Source organism: Methylobacterium sp. AMS5 (assembly GCF_001542815.1).
GTDB lineage: Bacteria > Pseudomonadota > Alphaproteobacteria > Rhizobiales > Beijerinckiaceae > Methylobacterium.
On sequence record NZ_CP006992.1, the window covers coordinates 2,019,650 to 2,044,185 of the forward strand.

General features: G+C 68.6%; 23 protein-coding genes. 10 read left to right on the top strand and 13 right to left on the bottom strand.

The window, feature by feature from the left end; translation table 11 throughout:
• Positions 1 to 11: 11 nt before the first annotated feature.
• Positions 12 to 467 (bottom strand): DUF2948 family protein, encoded by a 456-nt coding sequence (locus Y590_RS09085; RefSeq protein WP_003601964.1) that lies wholly within the window; start codon positions 465 to 467, stop codon positions 12 to 14.
• Between the two features lie 293 nt (positions 468 to 760).
• Between Y590_RS09085 and Y590_RS09090 the strand changes: the two genes are divergently transcribed.
• Complete coding sequence (locus tag Y590_RS09090) at positions 761 to 1,141, top strand: hypothetical protein (RefSeq protein ID WP_060772217.1); 381 nt, start codon at positions 761 to 763, stop codon at positions 1,139 to 1,141.
• 88 nt (positions 1,142 to 1,229) lie between these two features.
• Here Y590_RS09090 and murA read toward each other — a convergent pair whose 3' ends face one another.
• Positions 1,230 to 2,519, bottom strand: coding sequence for a UDP-N-acetylglucosamine 1-carboxyvinyltransferase (murA, locus tag Y590_RS09095; protein WP_012253521.1), 1,290 nt, complete (start codon positions 2,517 to 2,519; stop codon positions 1,230 to 1,232).
• Between the two features lie 193 nt (positions 2,520 to 2,712).
• Positions 2,713 to 2,862 (bottom strand): hypothetical protein, encoded by a 150-nt coding sequence (locus tag Y590_RS27000; RefSeq protein ID WP_201026780.1) that lies wholly within the window; start codon positions 2,860 to 2,862, stop codon positions 2,713 to 2,715.
• Between the two features lie 543 nt (positions 2,863 to 3,405).
• On the opposite strand from Y590_RS27000, the gene hemA reads away from it, so the two are divergent.
• A complete protein-coding gene (hemA, locus tag Y590_RS09105) occupies positions 3,406 to 4,794 on the top strand; it encodes a 5-aminolevulinate synthase (protein ID WP_060769575.1) in 1,389 nt (462 codons plus the stop codon).
• Positions 4,795 to 5,031: 237 nt separating this feature from the next.
• Positions 5,032 to 5,499 (top strand): hypothetical protein, encoded by a 468-nt coding sequence (locus Y590_RS09110; protein ID WP_060769576.1) that lies wholly within the window; start codon positions 5,032 to 5,034, stop codon positions 5,497 to 5,499.
• Positions 5,500 to 5,505: 6 nt separating this feature from the next.
• On the opposite strand, the gene Y590_RS09115 is transcribed toward Y590_RS09110, so the two are convergent.
• Positions 5,506 to 6,060: a DUF2059 domain-containing protein gene (locus Y590_RS09115; RefSeq protein WP_060769577.1), complete on the bottom strand. Its 555-nt coding sequence runs from the start codon at positions 6,058 to 6,060 to the stop codon at positions 5,506 to 5,508.
• Positions 6,061 to 6,265: 205 nt separating this feature from the next.
• Between Y590_RS09115 and Y590_RS09120 the strand changes: the two genes are divergently transcribed.
• Entirely contained in the window at positions 6,266 to 6,571 is a 306-nt protein-coding gene (locus tag Y590_RS09120) for an alkylphosphonate utilization protein (RefSeq protein WP_060769578.1), read from the top strand.
• 108 nt (positions 6,572 to 6,679) lie between these two features.
• On the opposite strand, the gene Y590_RS09125 is transcribed toward Y590_RS09120, so the two are convergent.
• Positions 6,680 to 7,291 carry an MBL fold metallo-hydrolase gene (locus tag Y590_RS09125; RefSeq protein WP_286161879.1) on the bottom strand — a complete coding sequence of 204 codons (612 nt, stop codon included), beginning with the start codon at positions 7,289 to 7,291 and terminating at the stop codon, positions 6,680 to 6,682.
• Positions 7,292 to 7,673: 382 nt separating this feature from the next.
• Between Y590_RS09125 and Y590_RS09130 the strand changes: the two genes are divergently transcribed.
• The 3 genes from Y590_RS09130 to Y590_RS09140 all read left to right on the top strand — a co-directional run bounded on the left by Y590_RS09130 (position 7,674) and on the right by Y590_RS09140 (position 10,796).
• Entirely contained in the window at positions 7,674 to 8,840 is a 1,167-nt protein-coding gene (locus tag Y590_RS09130; RefSeq protein WP_060769579.1) for a helix-turn-helix transcriptional regulator, read from the top strand.
• Positions 8,841 to 8,977: 137 nt separating this feature from the next.
• A complete protein-coding gene (locus tag Y590_RS09135) occupies positions 8,978 to 10,360 on the top strand; it encodes a class II 3-deoxy-7-phosphoheptulonate synthase (RefSeq protein WP_060769580.1) in 1,383 nt (460 codons plus the stop codon).
• Between the two features lie 220 nt (positions 10,361 to 10,580).
• Entirely contained in the window at positions 10,581 to 10,796 is a 216-nt protein-coding gene (locus tag Y590_RS09140) for a hypothetical protein (RefSeq protein ID WP_060772218.1), read from the top strand.
• Positions 10,797 to 10,872: 76 nt separating this feature from the next.
• Here the strand turns inward: Y590_RS09140 and Y590_RS09145 are convergent, their stop codons facing one another.
• Positions 10,873 to 11,418, bottom strand: a complete 546-nt coding sequence (locus Y590_RS09145; RefSeq protein ID WP_060769581.1) for a hypothetical protein — start codon at positions 11,416 to 11,418, stop codon at positions 10,873 to 10,875.
• Between the two features lie 338 nt (positions 11,419 to 11,756).
• Between Y590_RS09145 and Y590_RS09150 the strand changes: the two genes are divergently transcribed.
• Both Y590_RS09150 and gmk read left to right on the top strand, forming a co-directional pair.
• On the top strand, positions 11,757 to 12,671 hold the full coding sequence (locus tag Y590_RS09150) for a YicC/YloC family endoribonuclease (RefSeq protein WP_083530822.1): 915 nt from the start codon (positions 11,757 to 11,759) through the stop codon (positions 12,669 to 12,671).
• A 34-nt stretch (positions 12,672 to 12,705) separates the two neighbouring features.
• Complete coding sequence (gene gmk / locus Y590_RS09155) at positions 12,706 to 13,374, top strand: guanylate kinase (protein WP_060769582.1); 669 nt, start codon at positions 12,706 to 12,708, stop codon at positions 13,372 to 13,374.
• A 221-nt stretch (positions 13,375 to 13,595) separates the two neighbouring features.
• On the opposite strand, the gene Y590_RS09160 is transcribed toward gmk, so the two are convergent.
• From Y590_RS09160 to bluB, 3 genes are all read right to left on the bottom strand, one after another.
• Positions 13,596 to 15,344 carry an ABC transporter ATP-binding protein gene (locus Y590_RS09160; RefSeq protein ID WP_060769583.1) on the bottom strand — a complete coding sequence of 583 codons (1,749 nt, stop codon included), beginning with the start codon at positions 15,342 to 15,344 and terminating at the stop codon, positions 13,596 to 13,598.
• A gap of 168 nt (positions 15,345 to 15,512) precedes the next feature.
• Entirely contained in the window at positions 15,513 to 16,028 is a 516-nt protein-coding gene (locus Y590_RS09165) for a L,D-transpeptidase (protein WP_060769584.1), read from the bottom strand.
• Positions 16,029 to 16,210: 182 nt separating this feature from the next.
• Positions 16,211 to 16,876, bottom strand: coding sequence for a 5,6-dimethylbenzimidazole synthase (gene bluB / locus Y590_RS09170; protein ID WP_060769585.1), 666 nt, complete (start codon positions 16,874 to 16,876; stop codon positions 16,211 to 16,213).
• Between the two features lie 513 nt (positions 16,877 to 17,389).
• Between bluB and Y590_RS09175 the strand changes: the two genes are divergently transcribed.
• Complete coding sequence (locus Y590_RS09175; RefSeq protein WP_060772220.1) at positions 17,390 to 17,785, top strand: DUF2794 domain-containing protein; 396 nt, start codon at positions 17,390 to 17,392, stop codon at positions 17,783 to 17,785.
• A gap of 38 nt (positions 17,786 to 17,823) precedes the next feature.
• Here Y590_RS09175 and Y590_RS09180 read toward each other — a convergent pair whose 3' ends face one another.
• The 4 genes from Y590_RS09180 to Y590_RS09195 all read right to left on the bottom strand — a co-directional run bounded on the left by Y590_RS09180 (position 17,824) and on the right by Y590_RS09195 (position 24,447).
• On the bottom strand, positions 17,824 to 19,998 hold the full coding sequence (locus Y590_RS09180) for a TonB-dependent receptor (protein ID WP_144439960.1): 2,175 nt from the start codon (positions 19,996 to 19,998) through the stop codon (positions 17,824 to 17,826).
• Between the two features lie 422 nt (positions 19,999 to 20,420).
• Positions 20,421 to 21,041, bottom strand: coding sequence for a bifunctional 4-hydroxy-2-oxoglutarate aldolase/2-dehydro-3-deoxy-phosphogluconate aldolase (gene eda, locus Y590_RS09185; protein WP_060772221.1), 621 nt, complete (start codon positions 21,039 to 21,041; stop codon positions 20,421 to 20,423).
• Between the two features lie 219 nt (positions 21,042 to 21,260).
• Positions 21,261 to 23,090 carry a phosphogluconate dehydratase gene (gene edd, locus Y590_RS09190; protein ID WP_060769587.1) on the bottom strand — a complete coding sequence of 610 codons (1,830 nt, stop codon included), beginning with the start codon at positions 23,088 to 23,090 and terminating at the stop codon, positions 21,261 to 21,263.
• A 349-nt stretch (positions 23,091 to 23,439) separates the two neighbouring features.
• Positions 23,440 to 24,447 (bottom strand): Hsp33 family molecular chaperone, encoded by a 1,008-nt coding sequence (locus Y590_RS09195; RefSeq protein WP_060769588.1) that lies wholly within the window; start codon positions 24,445 to 24,447, stop codon positions 23,440 to 23,442.
• Positions 24,448 to 24,536 lie beyond the last annotated feature (89 nt).

Here is a 24,536-nt window from a genome sequence, read left to right on the forward strand (position 1 = left end):
GGGGAGGGGGGTCACGGGCGGTTCTCGACGAGGTTGCGCACGGCCTCGTGGTCGGGGCGGCCATCGGCCTCCCAGACGGGGCCGAGATCCTTCAGGCGCACCTCGATGCATTCGAGTTCGAGCCGGATCGCGGCCCCGCCCGAAAAGACCAGGGTGGCGACGCCGGAGGGCGCTTCGGTTTCCTCGAAGGTGATCGCCAGAAGGCTCAAGGGATCGCCGGAGGTCGCACCCGGCGTGATGCCCTTCGTCTTCACGGAGAGCACGCGCTCGAAATGCAGGCCCGAGAGGCGCCGCCGGGGCGGTTGGCCCGGCGGCACCGACCAATCGAAGCGGCGCGCCGCCAGGGCGAAGCGGTGCTCGCCCGGCAGCCACGCGAGATCCTCCGCCCGCAGGATCGCGTCCTGAAGGTGTGCGGAGATGACGGCAAGATCCTCGGCATCGAGGGCGGCGAGCTTGAGAAGCTCCATCATTGACGCTCCGAGCTCCCCGACCGAACGCGCGGCGAGCGGATTTCGAGGCGTAGGTAGCGACGCGACCCGCCTGCGGCAACCGGCAGCCGGACGGGTCGGACCGCTTCGGCGACCGGGAAGCCGGTTCGGCATCCGAAAGTCCGCCTCGCACAGGAGCGCGTGCCGTGCCCGGCGCGTCAGGTCCGGGCGGGGATGATGACCTTGCGGTTCTTTCGGGCTCATCGTGCGTTCATGAGCGCATGGCTACGGTCAGCGTGACATTTTCAAGTCATCCGGAGGGGATGCGGACGATGCAAAACGGAGTTCTGGCCATAGGGCGCACCTTGGGGGTCGTCCTGGCCCTCGGGTTCGTGGCGAGCCCGGCGAGCGCCCAGTATGATCGCGACGGCTATGACGGTCCGCGCCGCTACGACGACGGCTACAGCCGCCGCTCCCGCGATGACGACGATGGCTATGGTCGCCGCCGCTACGGCGATGATGGCGGCCGCCGCCGCCGCTTCGACGATGACGACGATGGTCCGCGCTTCCGGGGGCCGCCCCGCGGCGGACGTGGCGGCAGCGTCTGCGTCACCGCCCGCGGCAGTTGCGCGACGGGCTTCGCGCCGCCGAACGCGCCCTGTGCCTGCGATATTCCCGGCTTCGGCGTGAAGCGCGGCGCCATCGCCCGCTGACCCCTCGGGATCGTCTCAAGACAGTCTCGGCCTGCGCCGCGCCGTGCAGGCCGTTTTCGTCGGGGGCCGAGCGGTCAGATGGGCGCCGTCAGGCCCGCACGCGCTCGATCTGCGCGCCGCAGCGGGCGAGCTTGGCCTCCAGGGCCTCGAAGCCGCGGTCGAGGTGGTAGACGCGGTTGATCTGCGTCTCGCCTTCCGCGGCGAGCGCGCCGATCACCAGCGAAACCGAGGCGCGCAGGTCGGTGGCCATGACGGGCGCGCCCTTCAGGCGTTCCACGCCCTCGACCACGGCGAGGTCGCCGTCGAGGCGGATCCGCGCGCCGAGGCGGGCCAGCTCCTGCACGTGCATGAAGCGATTCTCGAAGATCGTCTCGCGGATGCGCGACTGGCCCTTGGCCAGCGTCATCAGCGCCATGAACTGCGCCTGGAGATCGGTCGGGAAGCCGGGGAACGGATCGGTCGTCACGTCCGCCGGGCTGATGCCGCCGCCGTTGCGGCGCACGCGGATGCCGTCGGGCAGGGCCGTGACCTCGGTGCCGGTCGAGGCCAGCGTCTCGAGGGCCGAGGCGAGCAGGTCGGTCCGGGTGTTGACCAGGGAGACGTCGCCCCCGGTCATCGCGACCGCCATGGCGTAGGTGCCGGTCTCGATCCGGTCCGGCAGAACCTCGTGCCGGGTGCCGCCGAGGCGGGCCACGCCCTCCACGACGATGCGGGAGGTGCCGGCGCCCTCGATCCGCGCGCCCATCTTGATCAGGCATTCGGCCAGATCGACCACTTCCGGCTCGCGGGCGGCGTTGTCGATCACGGTGGTGCCGTAGGCGAGCGCGGCCGCCATCAGGGCGACATGGGTGCCGCCGACGGTGACGCTGGGGAAGACGATCTCGGCGCCGCGCAATCCGTTCTTCGTCTTCGCGACGACGTAGCCGCCATCGATCTCGATCTCGGCGCCGAGCTTTTCCAGCGCCATGATCAGCAGGTTGACCGGCCGGGTGCCGATGGCGCAGCCGCCGGGCAGCGAGACCTTGGCCTCGCCGAAGCGGGCCAGCAGCGGCGCGATCACCCAGAAGCTCGCCCGCATGGTCGAGACGAGTTCGTAGGGCGCGGTGGTGTCGATGACGTTCGAGGCGGTGAGCCGGACCGTCTGGCCGGTCTCGGCGGTCTGTCCCGGCCGCTTGCCGACGACCATGTGATCGACGCCGTGATTGCCGAGGATGCGCGTCAGCGCCGCGATGTCGGCGAGCCGTGGCACGTTGATGAGTTCCAGCGTCTCCCCGGTGAGAAGGCTCGCGATCATCAGCGGCAGCGCCGCGTTCTTGGCGCCCGAAATCGGGATCGTGCCGTTGAGCGGCGTGCCGCCGGTGATGTGGATGCGGTCCATCGGGATCCTCGGAGCACCCCCGTTCCGATCGCGGAGGTCGCCTTGCGTGCCGGGCGCGCGGGCGCCCCTCGTTCAGGGTGGAGGTATAGGCGGTATCCGGCAAAAAGAAGAAGCGTGGCCGTTCGGTTCCATCCCGCGCCCGAAGCATCGCTCCGACAACGTGGCGCAGGAGAGGCAGGCCGGTCGCCGGGAGCTAGCTCTTCTCGGTCGGTTCGGCCGGCTGCGCCTTCGCGGGCTCGGGGGCGTCGTCGGCCCGGCTCCGGGCCTGTGCCTTTCGGCGGCGCAGGTTGTCGCGCAGGGCCGCTCTGAGGCGGGCGGCACGCTCCTCGTCCTTGGTCGCCATCGCGCGTTCCGAAACGATTTCACCCGGCGGAGCGTCCGTCGCCGGATGCGCGCGCTTGGCCGTCACGCGTGAAGCCGTATCCCGATTTCGTCCCCGTCGCCAGCGCATCGGCTGCCAAGCACCGGCCTCGTTTCGCGCCGCGACCCATCGTCACCCAAGGCGGGATTCATGAGCGAATCAGCCGGCTTCGGCTCTCGCGGGCGTTGCATGAGGTCGCGCTACGACGGCATCGCAGGGCCCTTCGCGCCTGTGCAAAGCAGGAATGTCTCGAACTCACCTTGAACCAGTTCGAAATTACCTCCTATCTTGCGTTCACGGCGGCGCCGGCGAGGGACTCGTCCCGGACGGAACGCGAAAAGCCGCCGGTCGGACGATGACGCGCGGCGAAGGCCGTGCCGCTCCCTGGGGGCTGAGCCTCGGGAGATCACCGCCCCGGCCGCGAACGGTTCGGCCACGCTCTCCGGGGTAGGGCCCGGGCCCGAATCTCTTTGAACCGAGGCGTCCCAAGAAGAACGCCCGGCCAGCCGAAAGCGTCGAGGACGGATGCCCGTGAACCTGATGCCTGTGAACGCGGCCGACAGCGCCACCCTGCCCGACGAGTCGATCGTCGGCGGCGATGGCGGCGTGGACGATGCCGGTGCGAGCAATGGCCGGGCCAAATTCGAGCGGCCGCCGGTGCGCCCCGCCGGCCCGCGCACGGATTACGACGGCCATTTCCGCGCCGCCCTCGACCGGCTGCACAGTGAGCGCCGCTACCGCGTCTTCGCCGACATCGAGCGGATCTCCGGCCGCTTTCCGCAGGCCACGTGGCGGCGCCCGGAGGGCGGCAACCGCGAGATCACCGTATGGTGCTCCAACGACTATCTCGGCATGGGCCAGCACCCCGAGGTCGTCGCGGCCCTGACCGACACGGCCGCCCGTTGCGGCGTCGGCGCCGGCGGCACCCGTAACATCGCCGGCAACAACTCGCCGCTGGTCGATCTGGAGCGCGAACTCGCCGACCTGCACGGCAAGGAGGCGGGCCTCGTCTTCACCTCGGGCTACGTCTCGAATCAGGCCGGCATCTCGACCATCGCGAAGCTGCTGCCGAACTGCCTGATCCTGTCGGACGCCTTCAACCACAATTCGATGATCGAGGGCGTGCGCCATTCCGGCTGCGAGAAGCGCGTCTTCCGCCACAACGACCTCGAACATCTCGAGCAACTGCTCGCCGAGGCCGGCGACCGGCCCAAGTTGATCGCCTTCGAGTCGGTCTATTCGATGGACGGCGACGTGGCGCCGATCGCCGCGATCTGCGACCTCGCCGACGCCTACGGCGCCATGACCTATCTCGACGAGGTCCACGCGGTCGGCCTCTACGGCGAGCGTGGTGCCGGCATCGCCGAGCGCGATCGCGTGATGCACCGGGTCGATGTGATCGAGGGGACGCTCGCCAAGGGCTTCGGCTGCGTCGGCGGCTACATCACCGGCTCGGCGACCCTGTGCGACGCGGTCCGCAGCCACGCGGCCGGCTTCATCTTCACCACCGCCCTGCCGCCGGCGGTCGCCGCGGCGGCGCGCGCCTCGGTGCGCTACCTCAAGCGCTCGAAGACCGAGCGCGAGGCGCATCAGCGCCAGGCCGCCCGCACCAAGGCGGCTTTGGAGGCCGCCGGTCTGCCGGTGCTGCACACCGAGACCCACATCGTGCCGCTGATGGTGGGCGACGCCGAGCTGTGCAAGGCAGCCGCCGACCACCTGCTGGAGCACCATGGCATCTACATCCAGCCGATCAACTACCCCACCGTCCCGCGCGGCACCGAACGCCTGCGCATCACGCCCTCGCCCTTCCATGACGACGAGCGGATCGGCGCGCTGACGGCCGCGCTGGTGGAAACCTGGGATACGCTGGATCTGCCGCGGGCCGGTACGGTGTTCGCCGCAGCCGCGGAGTAGCCTTTTCGCGAAGGCCGCGGCATCGGCTACATTGTCCGCATGGCCCTGGCCTTCGACCGCACCCGCCTCCTCCAGGCACTCGAACGGCTCGGCGCGGATCTGTCCGCGCGGGGGCTGTTCGTCGAACTCGCCGTCTACGGCGGCGGGGCTGCAAGACCTGTACGTCGCCGTCTACGACGAGGCACCACCGGACGAGGCGAGTTTGCGCTTCCGGTCGGTGCTTCAGGATGGACCACGATGAGGCTCGCCTCCTTGCGCGCGGTGGTCGAGCGGGCGCGCGCGGATGGCGACTGGGATCACCACCTGCAGAACTTCCTCGATGCCTTCTACGCGCGCGACGGCGACACCGCCGCCCAGGGGGCGATGATCGCCGAGGATCCGGGCTTTCTGGGAGACGCGCGGCCCGATGTCTTCCTCGGCGGAATCGGCGAGCACCTCGCCCGGCGCTGGCGGCTGCCGTTCATCCCGGCTTGGGTGCGGCACGAGGCCCGCTACCTCGACAGGGCCATGTTCGTGCCCGATGAGCGCAACCTGCGCACTTACCTGCTCTGCGTCAGCCCGGTCTCGTTCCGGCCACGGCTGATCTTCACCGGGCCCGACCCGCTCCAGCGCGCCCGCTTCCCCTATCACCGCGGCGTGGTCCGGATGCCCCTGACCTTTCCGCAGGGGCCCGCGGCCGCAGCCCTGTTCGAGCCGGAGCGGTGAAGGGGCTCAGTGCCGCTTGACCTCGTTCGACCAACCATGCGCCGCGGCGGATTTCTCGACCTTCTCCTTGAGCTGCGGCAACAGCGTGCCCATCCATTGCTGCATGCCCGTCAGCATCGCCTGGCTCAGTTGCGGCTGCGCCTTGACGAGGTTCTTGCCCGCCGGCGTGGCGTAGAAGCTGGCAATCGCCTTCAGATCCTCCTTCGAGAGGACGGAGGCGAAGCTGAGGGCCTGGATCGCGAGCAGGTCGTCGTAATTCTCCGAGAGGGTGGGCATCACCACCTCGTCCACCATCACCTGGGCCTTCTTCGGGTCCGTCAGACCCATCTGCTGCATCACCCCGGCCATCGGCGCCTTCATCGCCGCGAGCACGGCGGCTCGGTCTCCCTGCGCCGCGGCGACGACCTCGCGGGCGGCGGCCAAGCGCTCGGGATCGGCGGTGACGGCCGGTGCGGCAGGCTTGGCGGGCGCTTGCGCTGAGGCGGGAACGGTGCCCGTGACGAGAGCCGGCGCGCAGAGCAGGCCGAGGCCCAGCAGTCCGGCGAGCATTTTCTGGCGCATGGTCGGTGTTTCTCCGGTCGTGAGCATGGGGTCGGGCTGTCGAGCCGAGCGGGACGACGCGCAGGCGACGGTGATCCTTGGAGCACCCGGCCCCAACTCCCGCAACGGTAGTCGGTTCGGAGCCATGCCCGCAACGCGCTTGTCGGCCTGCCCACGACACCGCTATGGCCGCGCTCACGGTGGCGTGACCGTGGGGAGCCAGACGATGCCGGATACGGACGACACCTACATCTACGACGAAGCGCTCGGCGAATGGCGCCCCGCTGGCGCGGCGGCGGCCGAGACGGCGGCTGCGAGGGCGCCTGTCCGCGACGCCGCGGGCAACATCCTGGCCGACGGCGATGCGGTCACCCTGATCAAGGATCTCAAGGTCAAGGGCGCGAACCAGACCCTGAAACAGGGCACCGTCATCCGGTCGATCCGCCTCACGGACGATCCGGAAGAAATCGATTGCCGCCACGATAGCATCAAGGGTCTCGTCCTGCGCACGGAATTCGTGCGCAAGCGCTGATCGCGCGCAGCGAGCGAGGCGGGGTCAAAGGGTGACGACGCGCCCGTCCTCCGCCGCGATGTAACCGTCCGGCGGGTGAGCGATCATCTCCGGGCTCATGCGTGAGCATCAGCCGCTTTGGGGGCGATCTCGGGCAGGCGCCGCTTCAGCGTCGCCCAATCGAGGTGGAATTTCAACGGACGCTCCACGGTGCAGCCCTCGGCGATCATCAGGTCCGCCCCACGGCGACGATGTCCTCCACCCACTCGGTTCGCCGGTATCGCTGACGACCTTGCCCGCCGCCTCGATCCGCAGGGCGTGCGCGGGCGCGCCGGAGGGGTGGCGCATGGTGAAGGCGGTGGCCCGCACGCCCCCGGCCTCGACCGGGCGCCCGGCTTCCATCTCCACGACCTCGATCCGGAACCGGCCCTCGGCCGTGCCCGGCGGCCCGACCACGGTCAACGGCTCCGTGCGCCCGCTGACGAGCTGCCCGTCGCGGATCAGCCAGGGCAGGCCGCCGAAATGGTCGCCGTGGAGATGGGTGAGGAACACCGTGCGGATACGGTTCGGCTCGGCTCCGAAGCGCCGGATCGCGATGAGCGCGCAGGCGCCGCAATCGATGAGGAAGGCGCCGCCGGGCGCATCGACAGACGCGTCGGCGGATGCATCGACGTGGAAGCAGGTTTGGAAGCGCCCGCCCGAGCCGAACGCGTCTCCGCAACCGAGAACTTGAAGCCGCATGACTCACGCCCTCTGCCTTGCCGACCTTCGGCGGGGATTTCGGTCACCGGGCGCCGCGATCAATCGTCTCCGGCCGGCGTGGATCGCGCGCATTCTCCGGAGGGCGTCTCCCGCGTGTCGGCAAGACGCAGGCCCGCTGTCAAAAGAGACAGGTTTGATTTCATTTGTTAATCTGCTGGAAATTCGAATTCAGCGCGGCATACTGATTTCTGTGTCCTGTTAGAGGGGTAGAGTCTGACCGTGCGCAGGCTGGAATTGCTTTTCAGGGGGCAGCATCCGACAAAATACTGTTTCAATGAGCCGGGTACAGTATCCCGCGGCCTGCGCAGATGCCAAATTCCGGCCGTGTGACCGCGTTCGGTCCCTTGTTCTTGCTCGGTTCATGACGATCCATTCCCACCCCTTCCCCGCCGCGATCCGCTCGGCCTCGATCGAGCCGGCTGCCGCCCTGTCGGCCGAGGGCGCCGCCCTGATAGACCGGATCTACGAGGCGGCGGCCTTGCCCGAGTTGTGGCGCGAGGTGCTCGTCGAACTCGCCCGCTTCGCCGGCGCGCCGCAGGCGGTGATGATCGTCTCGACCGGGACGCACTTTCGCGACTTCGTGACGACGTCCCCTGAGTTCGACGCGCTGGTGATCGATCATTTCGAGCGCTTCCCCGACAACGTCCGCACGGGGCGCCTGTTGGCGCTGCGCCATCCCGGCTTTCTCAACGACCTCGACGTCGTAACGGAGGAGGAGATCGCGACGCTGCCGCTCTATCAGGACTTCCTGATCCCCCAGGGGTACGGCGCGGGCACCGCGACCGCCGTGCTGGTGCCGAGCGGCGACAGCGTCATCGTCCATTGCGAGCGTGCCCGCGCCGAGGGCGATTTCGGGTCCCAGACCCTGGCCGCGCTCAACAGCCTGCGCCCGCATCTCGCCCGGGCCGCCCTGCTCTCCGCACGCCTGGAGATGGAGCGGGCCGCGACCACCACCCGGACGCTCGAAGCGCTCGGCCTGCCGGCGGCCGTGCTCGGAAACGGAGGGCGGGTCATCGACGCCAATCCGTCCCTGGTGGCGATGATGCCCCACACCCTCAGCGACCAGCCCTTGCGGCTCGCCGTGGTCGATCCGGCGGCCGACAGGCTGCTGCGCGAAGCCGTGTCACAATCCGCCCCGCCGCGGGCGATGCCGGTGCGCTCGATCCCGATTGCCGCCGCCGCCGAGCGTCCCCCGGTGATCCTGCATCTCGTGCCGATCCGCGGCGCGGCCCACGACGTGTTCGTCCGTGCCCGCTTCGTGCTGATCGCCACGCCCGTCGTGGCCCAGGACGTGCCGAGTGCGGATGTGGTCCAGGGGCTGTTCGACCTGACCCCGGCCGAGGCGCGGCTCGCCGCCCTGATCGCGGCGGGCGATGCCCCGGCTCCTGCCGCGGCCAAGCTCGGGATCACCCCCAACACCGCCCGCTCGGTGCTCCGGCGCATCTTCCAGAAGACCGGCGTGTCGCGCCAAGCCGAACTCGTCGGCCTGCTCGCCGGCCGGGGCGCCGGGGCGGGATTACGCGAATAACGGCCGATGCGTCGGCCGATACTCAGCTATGGCGTCGGCCAACTCGCAACTTCTGAAAAACCGCTCTATAAGCCCGGCTTCGCGCGAGGCGGGAGGGCCCGCGCGCATCACCCGATCGGGTGAGCGGAGAGAGTATCATGGCCGAGCGGTGGACCCCCAAAACCTGGCGCAACCTGCCGATCCAGCAGGTCCCGTCCTATCCGGACGCGGGCGCTCTCCAGGCCGTCGAGGCGCAGCTCGCGAGCTTTCCGCCGCTCGTCTTTGCCGGTGAGGCGCGCAAGCTGAAGGCGGCCTTGGCGCGCGTCGGTGCGGGCGAGGCCTTTCTGCTCCAGGGCGGCGATTGCGCCGAGAGCTTCGACGAGCACTCGGCCGACAACATCCGCGACTTCTTCCGCGTCTTCCTGCAGATGGCGATGGTGCTCACCTTCGCGGGCGGCTCGCCCGTGGTGAAGGTCGGCCGCATTGCCGGACAGTTCGCCAAGCCGCGCTCTTCGCCGACCGAGACGCTCGACGGCGTGGCGCTGCCGAGCTACCGCGGCGACATCATCAACGGCCTGACCTTCAACGAGGAGGCCCGGATCCCCGATCCGCGCCGTCAGCTCGAGGCCTACCGCCAGTCGGCGGCGACGCTGAACCTGCTGCGCGCCTTCGCGACCGGCGGCTACGCCAACCTCGAGAATGCGCATCGCTGGATGCTCGGCTTCGTGAAGGACAGCCCGCAATCCTCGCGCTACCGCGATGTGGCCGAGCGGATGTCGGACGCGCTCGACTTCATGCGCGCCATCGGCATCAATCCGGAGACGCACCAGGAGGTCCGCACCACGGACTTCTACACCAGCCACGAGGCGCTGCTGCTCGGCTACGAGGAGTCGCTGACCCGCGTCGATTCGACGAGCGGGGACTGGTACGCCACGTCCGGCCACATGCTCTGGATCGGTGACCGCACCCGCCAGCCGGATCACGCCCACGTGGAATATGCCCGCGGCATCAAGAACCCGATCGGCCTCAAATGCGGGCCCTCGACCACGGCCGAGGGGCTGATCCGGCTGATCGACCTCCTCAACCCGGAAAACGAGGCCGGGCGCCTGAGCCTGATCTGCCGCTTCGGCGCGGACAAGGTCGGTGACCATCTGCCGGGGCTGATCCGTGCGGTGCAGCGCGAGGGCCGCAACGTGGTGTGGGTGTGCGATCCGATGCACGGCAACACCATCGCCGCCGGCCGCTACAAGACCCGGCCGTTCGAGCGGGTGATGCAGGAGATCGAGGGCTTCTTCGGCGTGCACCGCGCGGAAGGCACGATCGCCGGCGGCATCCATCTCGAGATGACCGGCAAAGACGTCACCGAATGCACCGGCGGCGCCCGTGCGCTGACGGCCGACGACCTGCAGGACCGCTACCACACCTACTGCGACCCGCGCCTCAATGCGGAGCAGGCGCTGGAGGTGGCGTTCCTGACCGCCGAACTGGTGAAGCGCGAGCGCGCCGAGATCGAGCGCCCGCGCCTCGACGCGGCGGAGTAGCCTCGGCCGGATCGGATCGGAATGCGACGGGGCGGGTGCGATCATGCAGGATCGTGCCCGCCCTTTTCGTTGTGCGAACCCATGTGCAGCGAGGGCCGCCTCCGCCCCGACGTGCAGCCGACAAAAGATTCGGCGAAGCACCACATCGGCGCGCGTCAAGAATGTTTCTCGCGACCGAGCTTGGTTATCATCCTCTTAAGTGATCGGCTTCGGAGGCGGCATGGCGGTATCGGCGACCAGGAAGACTTCTCGCATTCGCAGTCTCTGGCCGAGCTGGAATCCAGGAGAGCTCTCCGCCGCCGCGCCTCCGCTGGATCGGCGCTCGATCGACCTGCGCCCCATCGAGCCCGAGGCGCGCCTGCCCTCGCACAACCTCACCGCCAACGAACTTATCGCCATGGCCCGCGCCGCCCGGGCGCGCCGCCTCGATCCGTGAGCGGATGCCCCGCTGCTTGGTGACGGCGAAGTCCCGATCCCGCGCCGGGACGGTCCGCAGGCGCCTCGCGTAGCGCCTACTGCACCAGCGCCAGACGGCCGCGTGCCTCGGTCGCTCCGGTGCGGATCGGCGGATCGCTGTGGCCGGCGAAGAAGTCCTCGACCATCTCGCGCAGGATCTCGGCCAGGTCGCCGCCGCGATCGGCCTCGACATGCACGTCGCTGCCGACGCAGCGGCCAAGGCCCGGCGTCGTGTTGCTGGCCAGGGTGAGGAGTCGCTCGTTGTACTCCGCCCCCAGGCCGTTCACGGCGATGAAGTTGCGCCCACCCAGGACGGGGCCGTACTTCACGGTGATCCGGTGCTCCTGATCGGCGTCGTTCTGCAACGTGGCGGTGAAGCCGACGAAATCGTCGCGATCCACCTCCGGGGCGGGGCAGGTGATCCGGCCGTGCTCGATGCCGTCCTCTTCCAACACCTCGGCCATCAGGCTCAGGGCTTCGGTGATCGGAGCCAGCGCCCGAACGCCCTCCTGAAGAAGCTTGGCCTGGATCCGATGCTTCTGCGCGTCGGCCGCGCGCAGGCGCGCCCGGAAGCGATTCTTGATGTCGAAGGGGTTCGTCATGGATGGGTCCCCGCGCGATTGTTCGGTGCCCTTTGATCGACTTGTAAGTTAGGAAGACGCTTAATCAGCGTCAAGCTGATGCACAGTATTCGTGCCTGATTGGACGCTGAGCTCTTGCATCATTATATGACGTGAGCATTTTTTGTGCAGAATTGGCAGGCGCGGTATTGGTGCGGCGCACGCGCTGGCGCGGCGACCGCACCAAACCGGCCGTCCGCCCGTCTCTGCATTGCGCTCTTTGACGGAATGCGCGTATCCGACAAACCGACCTTTTCCGGAGTCGTTCCCCGCGATGAGCGGCCGAGCGCCGATGGAGGACGAGCGGGAGCGACGCGCCTTTGGCCCAAACCAGCGCAGGCAAGACGAGCGAAGACACGACCATCGCGAGCATGACCGGGTTTGCCCGCTCCGCCGGCACGATCGGCGCGGTGCAGTGGTTGTGGGAGATCCGCACCGTGAACGGGCGTGGGCTCGATATCCGCGTGCGCGTCCCGAACGGCTTCGAGGCGGCGGGGGAGGCGGCCCGCATCGCTCTGTCCAAGGCGCTCTCTCGCGGCCAGTGCCAGCTCGGTCTGACCTTGACGCGGCCCGAGGCGGCGGTGCGGGTGCGCATCGACGAAACTTTGCTGGCGAGCCTCGCCGCGGCAATCGCCCGGGTGCCGCGCCCCGTCGAGGTCGGCCCGGCGACGCTCGACGGGCTGCTCGCCGTGCGCGGCGTCGTGGAGGCCGAGAGCGAGGCCGGAGCCGACCCTGAGGCGCTCAATCGGGATCTCGTCGCCGGGATCGAGACCCTCGTGGCCGATCTCGTCTCCGCCCGCCGCGCGGAAGGGGCGCGACTGCACGCGATCGTGGGGGGGCAGATCGCGGACATCGCCCGCTTGACCCAGGCCGCCGAGGACTGCCCCGCCCGCCGGCCCGAGGCGGTGCGCGCCCGGCTCGCGGATGCGGTGGCGGCCCTCGTCGGCGCCGGGGGGATCGACCCCGACCGCCTGCATCAGGAGGCGGTGCTGCTCGCGGCCAAGGCGGATGTGCGCGAGGAACTCGACCGCCTGCGCGCTCACCTCGCTGCCATCGGTGAGTTGCTGGCTCAGGGCGGCGCGATCGGCCGGCGGCTCGATTTCCTGGCCCAGGAACTCGGGCGCGAGGCCAACACCCTGTGCGCCAAGGCCGGCGACATCAGCCTGTCGCGGATCGGACTCGACTTGAAGGCCGTGGTGGAGCAATTCCGCGAGCAGGTGCAGAACGTCGAATGAGAGCGAGAGACATGCGTAGCGGAGTTTCCCGCCGATGACGCAGGATGCCACCCAAGGCAGGCCGGATATCGCCCGGCGCGGGCTGATCCTGATCCTGTCCTCGCCCTCGGGCGCGGGCAAGACGACGCTGACCCGCGCCATCGCCCAGCGGCCCGAATGGGGTCTCGATCTGTCGATCTCGGTGACGACGCGCTCGCGCCGCCCCTCGGAGATCGACGGGCGCGATTACCGCTTCATCGACCGCGAGGCGTTCGAGGATCTTCGCACGCGCGATGACCTGCTCGAATGGGCCGAGGTCCACGGGAATTTCTACGGCACGCCGCGCCGCCCGGTCGAGAAGACCCTCGGCCAGGGCCGGGACATGATCTTCGACATCGACTACCAGGGCACCCGCCAAGTCCGGCAGCGGCTGCAGGACGACGTGGTGACGGTGTTCATCCTGCCGCCGAGCTTTTCCGAGTTGCGCAACCGCCTGGAGCGCCGGGCGGAGGACGCACCGGAGACGATCGAGCGGCGGCTGGCCAACGCCTGCAACGAGATGCAGCGCTGGAGCGAGTACGACTACGTCATCGTCAACGACGACCTCGACGAGTCGTTTCGCGCGCTTCAGTCGATCCTGGCCGCCGAGCGCCTCAAACGCACCCGCCGCACCGGCCTGCCGGGTTTCGTCGATGGGCTGCTGGCAGAGGCAGATCGGGGCTGAAGGCAGGGCGCCGAGGGTCATCCTTCATTCAGGTCCGTGCTCTAGCGCCGAGGTTGCTGCCTTTCAGCGGCTCGATGCGCGCCTGAAGTATCGCGACGCCCGAAATCGGAACTGCGCCCTCTACGAAGGCCGCAGGCCCGGAGGGCGCCTGCGGCGGCATGTGTTGCGGGATGGCAGGGGCCGTCCGATCTGCGCCGGGCGGCGCTGAGCGGCAACGCGCCCTACTCCGCCGCCGTGCGGGGCCGCGACGGATGCGAATCCTCCATCTGCGCCGCATGGAGGCGGCGGTAGTAGCCGTCTCCGGCCAGCAGCACGTCGTGACGGCCCTGCTCGACGATGCCGCTCTCGGCCACCACCACGATGCGATCCGCGTGGCGGATCGTGGCGAGCCGGTGGGCGATGACGAGCGTCGTGCGGCCTTCCGCCAGTTCGAACAGCGAGGCCTGGATCTCCCGCTCGGTCTGCGTGTCCAGCGCCGAGGTCGCCTCATCGAGGATCAGGATCGGCGGGTTCTTGAGGAAGGCGCGGGCGATCGCGAGCCGCTGCTTCTGCCCGCCCGACAGTTTCACTCCACGCTCGCCGATCACCGTGTCGAGCCCCTCGGGCAGGGCGGCGATCAGGCCGTCGAGCCGGGCACGGGCGGCGGCGTCCATGATCTCGGCCTCGCTCGCGCGCAAGCGGCCATAGGCGATGTTCTCGCGGATCGTGCCGGCGAACAGGAACACGTCCTGCTGGACGATGCCGATCTGCCCGCGCAGCGAGGCCAGCGTCAGGTCGCGGATGTCGTGGCCGTCGATGGTGATGCGCCCGGTCTCCGCCTCGTAGAAGCGTGGGATCAGCGAGAGCAGCGTCGTCTTGCCCGCCCCCGAAGGTCCGACGAAGGCCACCGTCTCGCCCGCGTGGATCGTCAGGTCGATCTCGGAGAGCACCGGCCGATCCGGGCTGTAGCCGAAGCGCACGCCCTCGAAGCGGATTTCGCCCTTCAGCGGCGGGGCGGGAATGGCCCCCGGCCGGTCGGCGATGTCGGGCTCGGTGGCGAGCAGGTCCTGGTAGCGGCGAAAGCCGGCAATCCCTTTTGGATAAGTCTCGATCACCGCCCCGATCTTTTCCAGCGGCCGGTAGAACACCGCCACCAGGAGCAGGAAGCCGACGAAGCCGCCGGCCGTCAGGTCACCGCGCACCACGAAGGCGGCACCCCCGAGGAGCACCACGATCTGCACGAGGCGCAGGCCCAGATAATTGATCGACAGGGCGCCCGCCATCAGCCGGTAGGCTTCGAGCTTGGTGGTGCGGTATTTCCGGTTGTCGGAGGCGAACAGCGCCCGTTCGTGCGCCTCGTTGGCGAAGGCCTTCACCACGCGGATGCCGCCGACATTCTCCTCGATGCGGGCGTTGAAGGCGCCGACGCGCCCGTACTGCGCCTGCCAGTTGCGTGTCATGCGCCCGCCGTAGCGGATGACGACGAAGGCGATCAGAGGCAGGATCGCCAGCGTCATCAAAGCCAGCGGCGGGTGGACGAGGAACATCAGCGCGAAGGCGCCGAACAGCGTCATCACCGCGATGAACATGTCCTCGGGCCCGTGATGGGCGACCTCGCCGATCTCCTCCAGATCCTTGGTGACGCGCGCCACCAGATGGCCGGTCTTCTGTCCGTCGAAGAAGCGGAAGGAGAGCTTCTGCAGGTGGTCGAAGGCGCGGGCGCGCATCTCGGTCTCGATGTTGATGCCGAGCACGTGCCCCCAATAGGTGACGACCACCATCAGTCCGGCATTGGCGACGTAGAGCAGCGTCAGGCCCATTGCGGCCAGCAGGATCAGGCTCCAGTCCTGCTGTGGCAGCAGGCGGTCGACGAAGGCTTTGACCGCGAGCGGGAAGCCGAGTTCGAGCACGCCCGAGAGCACGGCGCAGCCGAAATCCACCAGGAACAGCGTCCGGTGCGGACGGTAATAGGCGAGGAAGGCCTTCAGCATGGCGCGGCTGTCACGGGTCTTCTGGCCCGGAAGCGGGCGGCTCCCCGGCCATAGGCGAGGGTGCGCCGTCGCGCCAGCGGCGCCGACGCGGGGGGCCACCCTCACCGCTCCATAAGAGGCCGCTTGGGTCCGCGCGGCGCTGCGGATGGCAGCGGCGCGGACCGCCGTTCAGCGCATCACATACACCTCGGTGCCGACGGTGACGCGCCCGAACAGGTCGGCGATGTCCTGGTTGTACATGCGGATGCAGCCGTAGGACGCGAAGGTACCGATCGAATTCGGCCGGTTGGTGCCGTGGATGGCGTATTCGCCGCCGCGCAGGGTCATGGCCGCCACGCCCATCGGATTGCTCGGCGAGCCGCCGCGGATGAGGTTGGGGAGGCGCGGGTTGTCGCGCTTCACCTCCGCCGGGGGCGACCAGTCGGGCTGGTAATATTTGCCGTCGATCTGCGTGGCGCCGCTCCACTGCTTGCCCGGCTTGCCGACCGCGACGGGGTAGCGGATCGCCGTGCCGTCGCCGTTGACGAGGTAGAGCCGGCGCTCGGTGGTGCGCACCACGATCGTGCCCGCACCGATGCCGTCGGCGAAGGGGACGACTTCCCGGGCCTGCGCGGCACCGGCCGCGCATAAAGCCGCCGTGAGCGCGCCCGCGAGACGCGCTCTGTACTTGACTGTCCTGAACATCGAAGATCGCCTTTCGAAGCTGGAGCGTAACTGACGAAGACGATCCGCCGTTCCAGCTTGCGATTCTGCTTTACGCGCCGCGAAATGCGCGCCTCATGCACGGCCTCTTGGCGGATTGGCGAATGCCGGGCTCGGAAATCCCGGAAAATTTTAAGTATCGGCGCTGACTTCCGGTGACGATCTCAGCGTTCATGGAGCCGGACCGCTTCCGGGTGCCGCTCCTGCCAGCCGTGGCGGACGAGTTCCGGGTCGGCATGCTCCTCGACCGGGTGGCCGACACAGAGATAGGCGACGAGATCCCAGCCTTCCGGTACGTCGAGGGCGTCCGTCACGAGGGTGGGTTCGAGGATCGAGACCCAGCCGACGCCGATGCCGTGGGCGCGGGCGGCAAGCCAGAAAGCATGGATGCAGGCCGCCACCGAGTAGCGCAGCATCTCCGGCATCGTCGCGCGACCGAGGCCGTGGCCGGCGCCCGTCCCGGAATCGCAGAACACGGCGAGGTGAACCGGCGCCTGACGCAGGCCCGCGAGCTTCAGGCGGGCGTAGAGCGCCCGTTGTTCGTCGGCATAGGTGGCGCAGGCGGCGGCGTTGCAGCGCTCGAAGCTCGCGATGACCGCCGCGCGCCGCCGGGGCTCGGACACCCTGACGAACCGCCAGGGCTGGCTGTTGCCGACGGAGGGCGCCAGCGCCGCCAGATCGAGGCAGGTCCGCAGCGCGGCCTCGTCGATCGGTTCGCCGGAGAAGCGCCGCACGTCCCGCCGCCACGCGAACAGGTCCGCGAGGCGTGCGCGGAAGGCGTCGTCGAAGACGGGCGGAGGCGCCGCTGCGCGGGGGGAGGACTCGGACATCGCCGCCGCTTCTCGCGCCAGCGGGCGCGGCTGCCAAGATGGTTGTTGGGGGGCGCGACCTCGGCTCCCTGCCTCGAGCATCGTCCCAACCGGTGGTCACCGGCTTTCGGGCTGATGCACCCGCGAGAGGCGGGCGCCTCGACACGAAAAAAGGGCGGCGCTCCGAGGAGGCCGCCTGAAGTCCTTGGGTCTCGAAACCCCTGGATGCCGGTTTGCCGAGATCCGCGGCATTGCCCGAGGGCTGGGGAGCTCGGGTTCAGGCGCCGCCGCGGTGGACAGACCGACGAGGTTTCAAGCCACAGTGAAAGCGTGTCGCGATGGCGATGGCAAGGCGAGTCTGCGGCGGGACCGTGATGTTCACCACCTTACCGTGCGGCGACGCACATCAGTCGCGCGCTGCGCCGAAACCACGCTGCGCGAACGATGGCCGGCGAAGCACCTTGCGGGTGCCTGCCGCGGAGCCCATCATCTCCCCCACGCCGCGGGAACGCCGGCACCGATACGGGAGTGACGATGAGCGAGGGGCAGAGCGTCGATCACCGCTCGAACGACCGGGACAGCCAAGTGGCTCCGCAAGTCACTCCGCAGGTGATCCCGTTTCCGTCGCCCACCACCCCGCAAGTCGCCTTCCAGCGCGACGAGTTGCGGACCATCTTCAACCTCTACGGACGGCGCGTCGCCGAGGGCGAGTGGCGCGACTACGCCCTCGATTTCCGCCGCGACAAGGCGGTGTTCTCGATCTACCGCCGCGCCTCCGAGATGCCGCTCTATCGGATCGAGAAGGATCCCAAGCTCGCCCGCCGCCAGGGCGCCTACGCGGTGATCGCCGCGAGCGGCCTCGTGATGAAGCGCGGCAACGACCTCGCCCGCGTCATCGGTGTGCTGGAGGGTCCATTGCGGGCGGTGTGATCCCGCCTCCGGGCGTGCCCGGCAGCGGGAGGGGGCGGCTACCAGCGCACGATGACCTGGGCCCGGACCGTGCGGGGGGCGCCGGGCAGGATGTTGTTGTTGTTGTGCGCCGAGACGATGTAGCTGCGGTCGAACAGGTTCTCGATGTTCACCTGCGCGCGGGCGTTCTCGCTGATTTTGTAGAACAACCCCAGATCGAAGCGCGAGTAGCTCGGGAGACGCACGGTCTGATCCGAGGTCGCGAAGGTGTGGGACTGGTTGATGAAGCCGACGCCGACCGAGAAGCTCGGGTCGATATCGAACTTGTTCCACAGCGTGAAGGCGTTCAGCGGTACCAGCCCGACGAAGTTTCCGGCGACGATCGTCGGAGACAGATTGTTGGTGATGCGCGCATCGGTGAAGGCGTAGCCGCCCGCGACCGACCACCAATCGGTGAGGTAGCCGTTGGCGCCGATCTCCGCACCCTGCGTGCTGGTCTGGCCCGAGGTCAGGAAGAAGCCGTCCCGGTTCGGGTCGGGGATGCGCTGGTTGCTGCGGTCGAGGTTGAACAGCGCACCGGTGACCTGGAGCACGGGGGACACGTCGTACTTCACGCCGACTTCGGTGTTCTCGAACTTCTCCGGCTGGGCGATGGCGAGCCCTGGGCTCAACGTGCTGAACTGGTCTCCCGACGAGGGTAGGTACGAGATGCTGTAGCTCGTGTAGAAGGCGAGGTTCGGCAGCGGCTTCACGACGATGCCGGCCCGCGGCGAGACCAGATCATCCACGCGGGCGTTGGTGGCCCTGGTGCCCCGGTCGGTCGCCGAGAAGTCGAAATGGTCGAAGCGCAGGCCGCCGATGAGCTGCACGTACTCGTTCAGCTCGACCTGATCCTGCACGTAGGCCGCGGCAAGCCCGAGGTCATACACGCTGTTGGCACCGGTCGTGTTGCGGAAGTTGATGCCGACGCGCGTGACCGGCGCGAGCGGATTGACGACGAGGGTCTGCGGCGCGCCGGGAAGCGCGAAGAACCCTTCCTGTCGGAAACTCAGACCTTCCTGGTAGCCGAGTTCGAACCCACCGAGCAGGGTGTGCTTCACGGGGCCCGTGAGGAACTGGTAAGTGAAGTCGGTCTGGTTGAAGTAGTTCGTCCGGTCGGTCTGGCTGTTATAGGCCGAGATGTTGACGGCCGTGCCGGCCGCATTCACTGCCCCGCCCGGGAAGACGTTCTGATAGAACTTCTCGTAATCGGCGATGCGTGACTGGCTGCGCATCACGACGCCGTTCTCGAAGACGTGGTCGAGCTGCGCCGTGGCGATGTGGGCGTTGACGTAGGTCGGCGACAGGAACGGGTTGCCGAAATAGGTCGAGGTGTTCTCGCGGTAGCGGTAGGGCCGGCCGAACTGCGAGGGGATGCCGCGGTCGGTGGTCCGGTCGTCGTGGAAATACTCGTAGGACAGGCGCAGCGTCGTCTGCGGCCCGAGCAGGAAGGTCATCGTCGGGTTCACGCCGTAGCGGCGGATATCGACGAAGTCGCGGTAGGTCGCCGTATCCTCGAACACGCCGTTCATGCGGAAGAACACGCTGTCCGAGACGCGGTCGCCGACATCGAGCGCCACGCGCTTGTTCGCGAACTGGCCGCCCTGGGCGACGATCTCGCGGGTCGGGACGCCGTCGGCTTCCTTGAGCACGCGATTGATGACGCCGCCGCCGCCGCCGCGGCCGAAGATCATCGCGTTGGGACCCTTCAGCACCTCGATGCGCTGAATGTTGTAGAGGTCGCGGTAATACTGCACGTCGTCACGGATGCCGTTGACGAAGAAGTCGGCATTCGAGCGCTGGCCGCGGATGATCAGCTCGTCGCGGTTGCCCTCGCCCTGGGCCTGGATCACGCCCGGCACATAGCGCGTCGCTTCGCCGATCGATTGGAAGCCCTGGTCGAGGATCTGCTCCCGCGTGATGATCGAGACGGATTGCGGCGTGTCGAGCAGGGGCGTCGGCGTCTTGGTGGCGCTGCGCGTCGCCTTGCCGAGATAGCCGACCGTGACGCCGCCCTGGGGTTCAAGGCGCAGGGCGCCGCGGCCGAGGCCCTCGACGGCCAGTTCATCCAGCGCGACGACGGCAGGGGAGGCCGTTACCGGAACGACAGGTTGAGCCTGTACAGGCTCCACCACTGTAGCGATCGTCCCCGCCAGAATCGCAAAGGCGACTTCACTCGTTCCAGAACGTCTCAAGTTCAAGTCCCCGTCTTCTTCGTAATATTTGACGATGCCGTTCCGCCGTCTTGGCGGTCATGACGGCATCGCCTGACGGGGATCAAGCGGGTGAGGCTTTATAACAAACGGCAGAAACCGGTCTTTAGTTTGTAATAATTTGAATCATTCCGCCAATTCGTTGAAGCTGAATGCAACTTTTTCAGAATAGAAGCATTACAGGCTGTACAATCCGGCAACAATGTTGCTAATTAGCCACGGCGCTGCTCAGAGCCATTGTAAGCTGACCGCCTCGCGCGGCGCCTGGGCCGCGCTGACGAGGCTCCGATCGATTCGAGGCGAATCGCGGTGGCCCTGCTGTCCTGTGCGTCTCCGATAGGCCCGAAGCCCTCGGAGCCCCGGCCATTTCAGGTCGGGACGTAACGGGTTTGCGGAATGATGCTCTACCGGGCGGGCCGCAAAGTCGCGGCGGCTTGGGCGAGCCGGCGGATCGCCGCCGGGTCGGGCTTGCCCGCGGGAACGACCCAGCTTCCGCCGACGCAGAGCACGGCAGGATGGGCGAGCCAGTCCGCTGCGCTCGCTTCGGTGATGCCGCCGGTGGGGCAGAAGCGCACCTGTCCGAACGGCGCTGCGAGTGCCTTCAGCGCCTTCAGGCCGCCCGCGGCTTCCGCCGGAAAGAACTTGAAGCGGTCGAGCCCGTGATCGAGGCCGCGCATGATGTCGGCTGAGGTCGCAACACCCGGCAGGTAGGGGACGCCCGAGGCGAGGGCCGCTTCCGTCAGCGGCGCGGTCAGGCCGGGGCTGACGATGAATTTCGCGCCCGCGCCAATGGCGGCATCGAGATCGCGCGCATTCAGCACCGTCCCGGCGCCGACCACCGCGCCCTCGACGCTCGACATCGCCCGGATCACGTCGAGCGCCGCGGGGGTGCGGAGGGTCACTTCGAGGGCGGTGAGCCCGCCACCGACCAACGCCTCGGCGATCGGCACCGCGTCGGTGGCATCCTCCACCACCAGCACGGGGATGACGGGAACGGAGCGCATCAGCGCGTCGATGGTGCTCATCGGGGTCTCCTCCGGTGTCGGTTCGGCTTGTCGCGGATGGCTCCAGAGCATCGTCCTGATCCAGGATGATGCTCTGGGCTCTTGTTCTTGCATCGTCTTTTTTCCGAAAGCCGGCAGCCACTGTTCGGGACGATGCCTTCGTGTCTCTCACAAGACGCCCGCTGCGCCGTCCTCGCCAAAGCGGGAACGGTCAGAGATCGGGAGTTTTGTGGGGCACTCTTAAAGGCCCGCTGCCGCCAGCATCGCCGAGCCGCCGCGCTCGGCATCGTCGGCGCCCTGGCGCATGAAGGCGAACAGCTCGCGGCCGGTGCCGAGGCCGTCCGGCGGTCGCACCGCGTCCTCGCGGCTCTCCCATTCGGCCGAATCGACCAGCACTTCGAGCAGGCCTTGCTCGGCCGAGAGGCGGACGATGTCGCCGTCGCGGATGCGGCTGATCGGGCCGCCGCCGACCGCTTCGGGGCTGACATGGATCGCCGCCGGCACCTTGCCGGACGCTCCCGACATCCGCCCGTCGGTGACGAGCGCCACCTTGTGGCCGCGGTCCTGCAACACGCCCAGCGGCGGGGTCAGCTTGTGCAGTTCCGGCATCCCGTTGGCGCGCGGGCCCTGGAAGCGCACGACCACGACGACGTCGCGCTCCAACTCGCCTGCCTTGAAGGCGGCGATGACTTCGTCCTGATCGGAGAAGACGCGGGCCGGAGCTTCGATGGTGCGGCGCTCAGGGTCGACCGCGCTGGTCTTGAAGGTGGCGCGGCCGAGATTGCCCTTCACCAGCCGCATCCCGCCATCCAGCTGGAACGGGCGAGAGGGGGGGCGCAGCATGGCCTCATCCAGCGGTTCGGCCGGCGCCTCCTCGAAGGTGAGGTCGTTGCCCTCGCCCAGAAGCTTCGGGTCGCGGGCGTGGTCGCGCAGGCGCGTTCCTGCGACCGTCAGGAGATCGTCGTGCAGGAGCCCGGCATCGATCAGCGAGGCGATGACGTAGGACATGCCGCCGGCCGCGTGGAAGTGGTTCACGTCGCCTGCGCCGTTCGGATAGACCCGCGCGATCAGCGGCACCACGCCGGAGAGCCGGTCGAAATCCTCCCAATCGACGACGATGCCGGCGGCCCGCGCCATCGCCGGTATGTGGATCGCGTGGTTGGTCGAGCCGCCGGTGGCGAGCAGCCCGACGATGGCGTTGACGATCGCCCGCTCGTCGATGCAGCGCCCGAGTGGGCGGTAATCGTTGCCGTTCCAGCCGATCTCGGTGAGCCGGTGGATCGCCGAGCGCGTCACCGCCTGCCGCAGCCGCGTGCCCGGATTGATGAAGGAGGCGCCGGGCATGTGCAGGCCCATCACGTCCATCATCATCTGGTTGGAATTGGCGGTGCCGTAGAAGGTGCAGGTGCCGGCCCCGTGATAAGAGGCGGATTCGCTTTCCAGCAGTTCCGCGCGGCCGACCTTGCCCTCGGCATAGAGCTGCCGGATGCGCTGCTTCTCCTTGTTGGCGAGCCCCGAGGGCATGGGGCCGGCCGGGACCAGGATCATCGGCAGATGGCCGAAGCGGAGCGCGCCGATGATGAGGCCGGGCACGATCTTGTCGCAGATGCCCAGCAGTGCCGCGCCCTCGAACATGCCGTGGCTGAGCGCGACCGCGGTGGAGAGGGCGATGGTGTCGCGGGAGAACAGCGACAGCTCCATCCCGCGCTGGCCTTGGGTGACGCCGTCGCACATGGCGGGCGTGCCGCCGGCCACCTGGGCCGTCGCACCCACTTCGCGGGCGAACAGCTTGATCTGCTCGGGATAGCGCCCGTAGGGCTGATGCGCCGAGAGCATGTCGTTGTAGGCGGTGACGATGCCGATATTCATGGCACGGCCCGCAATGATCGCCGGCTTGTCCTCACCGGATGCCGCGAAGCCGTGGGCGAGGTTGCCGCAGGCGAGCATCGGGCGGTGCACGCCCGCCTCGCGCTCGCGTTCGATCAGGTCGAGATAGGCGCGGCGGCTGTTGCGGGAGCGCGCGATGACGCGCTCGGTGACCGCGGCGACCTCGGGATGAAGCTCCGGCATGGCTCGTTCGCCTCGTTCGGATGTCGACGGCACGGACAGGCCCGCAAGAACGGGGCCTGCGCTCCCCTTAACATGGAGAGACTCCAAACGGGATCACGCCCGTGAGACCGCTTTCATGGACATGAACCTTGGAGGGGTCTGCTCGGCTGATGGTTGGGAATGCCGTCGCCGGATGACCCTGCCGCTGCCGTCGCGCGGGTCTGCCATCGCGATCACCTCAGCACTTCATCGGCTGCAAGGCAGGTGATCGCTGGATCGGCGGGCTGTCACCCGCCGATCCATCCGACGCCGGCCCGAGGGTCACGAGCCCTGTGCCGCGACCCCGCACGCACATTGAAGAAACTGCGCCTCACGCCCCCGGCGCGGTCGCGATATCCCGCTCGACCTCGGCCGGGTCGAGCACGTAGCGGCGCGAGCAGAACTCGCAGGTGATGGAGACGGTGCCGTCATCCGCCACCATGTCCCGGCGCTCCTCGGCCGAGAACGAGCGGATCATGCCGAGCACCCGCTCTTGCGAGCAGCGGCAGCGCTCGATCACGCTCTGCGCATCGAATACGCGCACGCCCCGCTCATGGAACAGGCGGTAGAGCAACCGCTCGCTCGACACCGCCGGATCGACGATTTCGTGGTCCTCCACCGTGTTCACGAGGCTGCGCGCCTCGGTCCAGGCGTCGTCGTCGCGGGTGCCGCCGGTGAGGATCTCGTGGCCCTCCGGTGCGTCGCCGGGCGGAAGGTCGGCTTGACGCATCCGGTCGGGCGAGGTCGGCAGGAACTGCACCAGCAGGCCGCCGGCTCGCCAGCGGCTCTCTCCGCCCTCCATCTGCTCGGCGACTGCGAGGCGGACCAGCGTCGGGATCTGCTCGGATTGGCGGAAATACTGGTGCGCGGCCTCTTCGAGGCTTTGGCCCTCAAGAGCGACGACACCCTGGTAGCGGCTCTGGGACGGCCCCTGATCGATGGTCATGGCCAGATGCCCGCGACCCATCAGGTCGGCGGCGCGCGCCTTCGGCCCAAGGGCGGCCACCGGCTCCGTATCGAAGCGGGCGGTGGCCCGCACCCGGTCGGGCGCCTCGAAATCGACCACCAGCATGTTCACCGGTCCGTCGGTCTTGGTCTGGAGCTGGAAGCGGCCTTCGAGCTTCAGGGAGGCACCGAGCAGCACGGTGAGCGCCGCCGCCTCGCCGATCAGCCGGGCGACCGCGTCGGGATAGCCGTGGCGGCGTAGGATGGTGTCGATCGAGGGCCCGAGCCGCACCGCGCGGCCGCGCAGATCCAGCGCTTCGACGGCGAATGGCAGAACGGCGTCGTCGTCGCCTTCGAGCGAGGGTGTGAAAGAAGGGGCGTGTCCGGAGCTCATGGGCTCTCCGTATCCGGGCTGGATGAAAAAGAGGAGCGGGAGGGCGGCCGGTCCGGCGGCGTCGCACCGAACCGGCGGAAGCGCGTGAA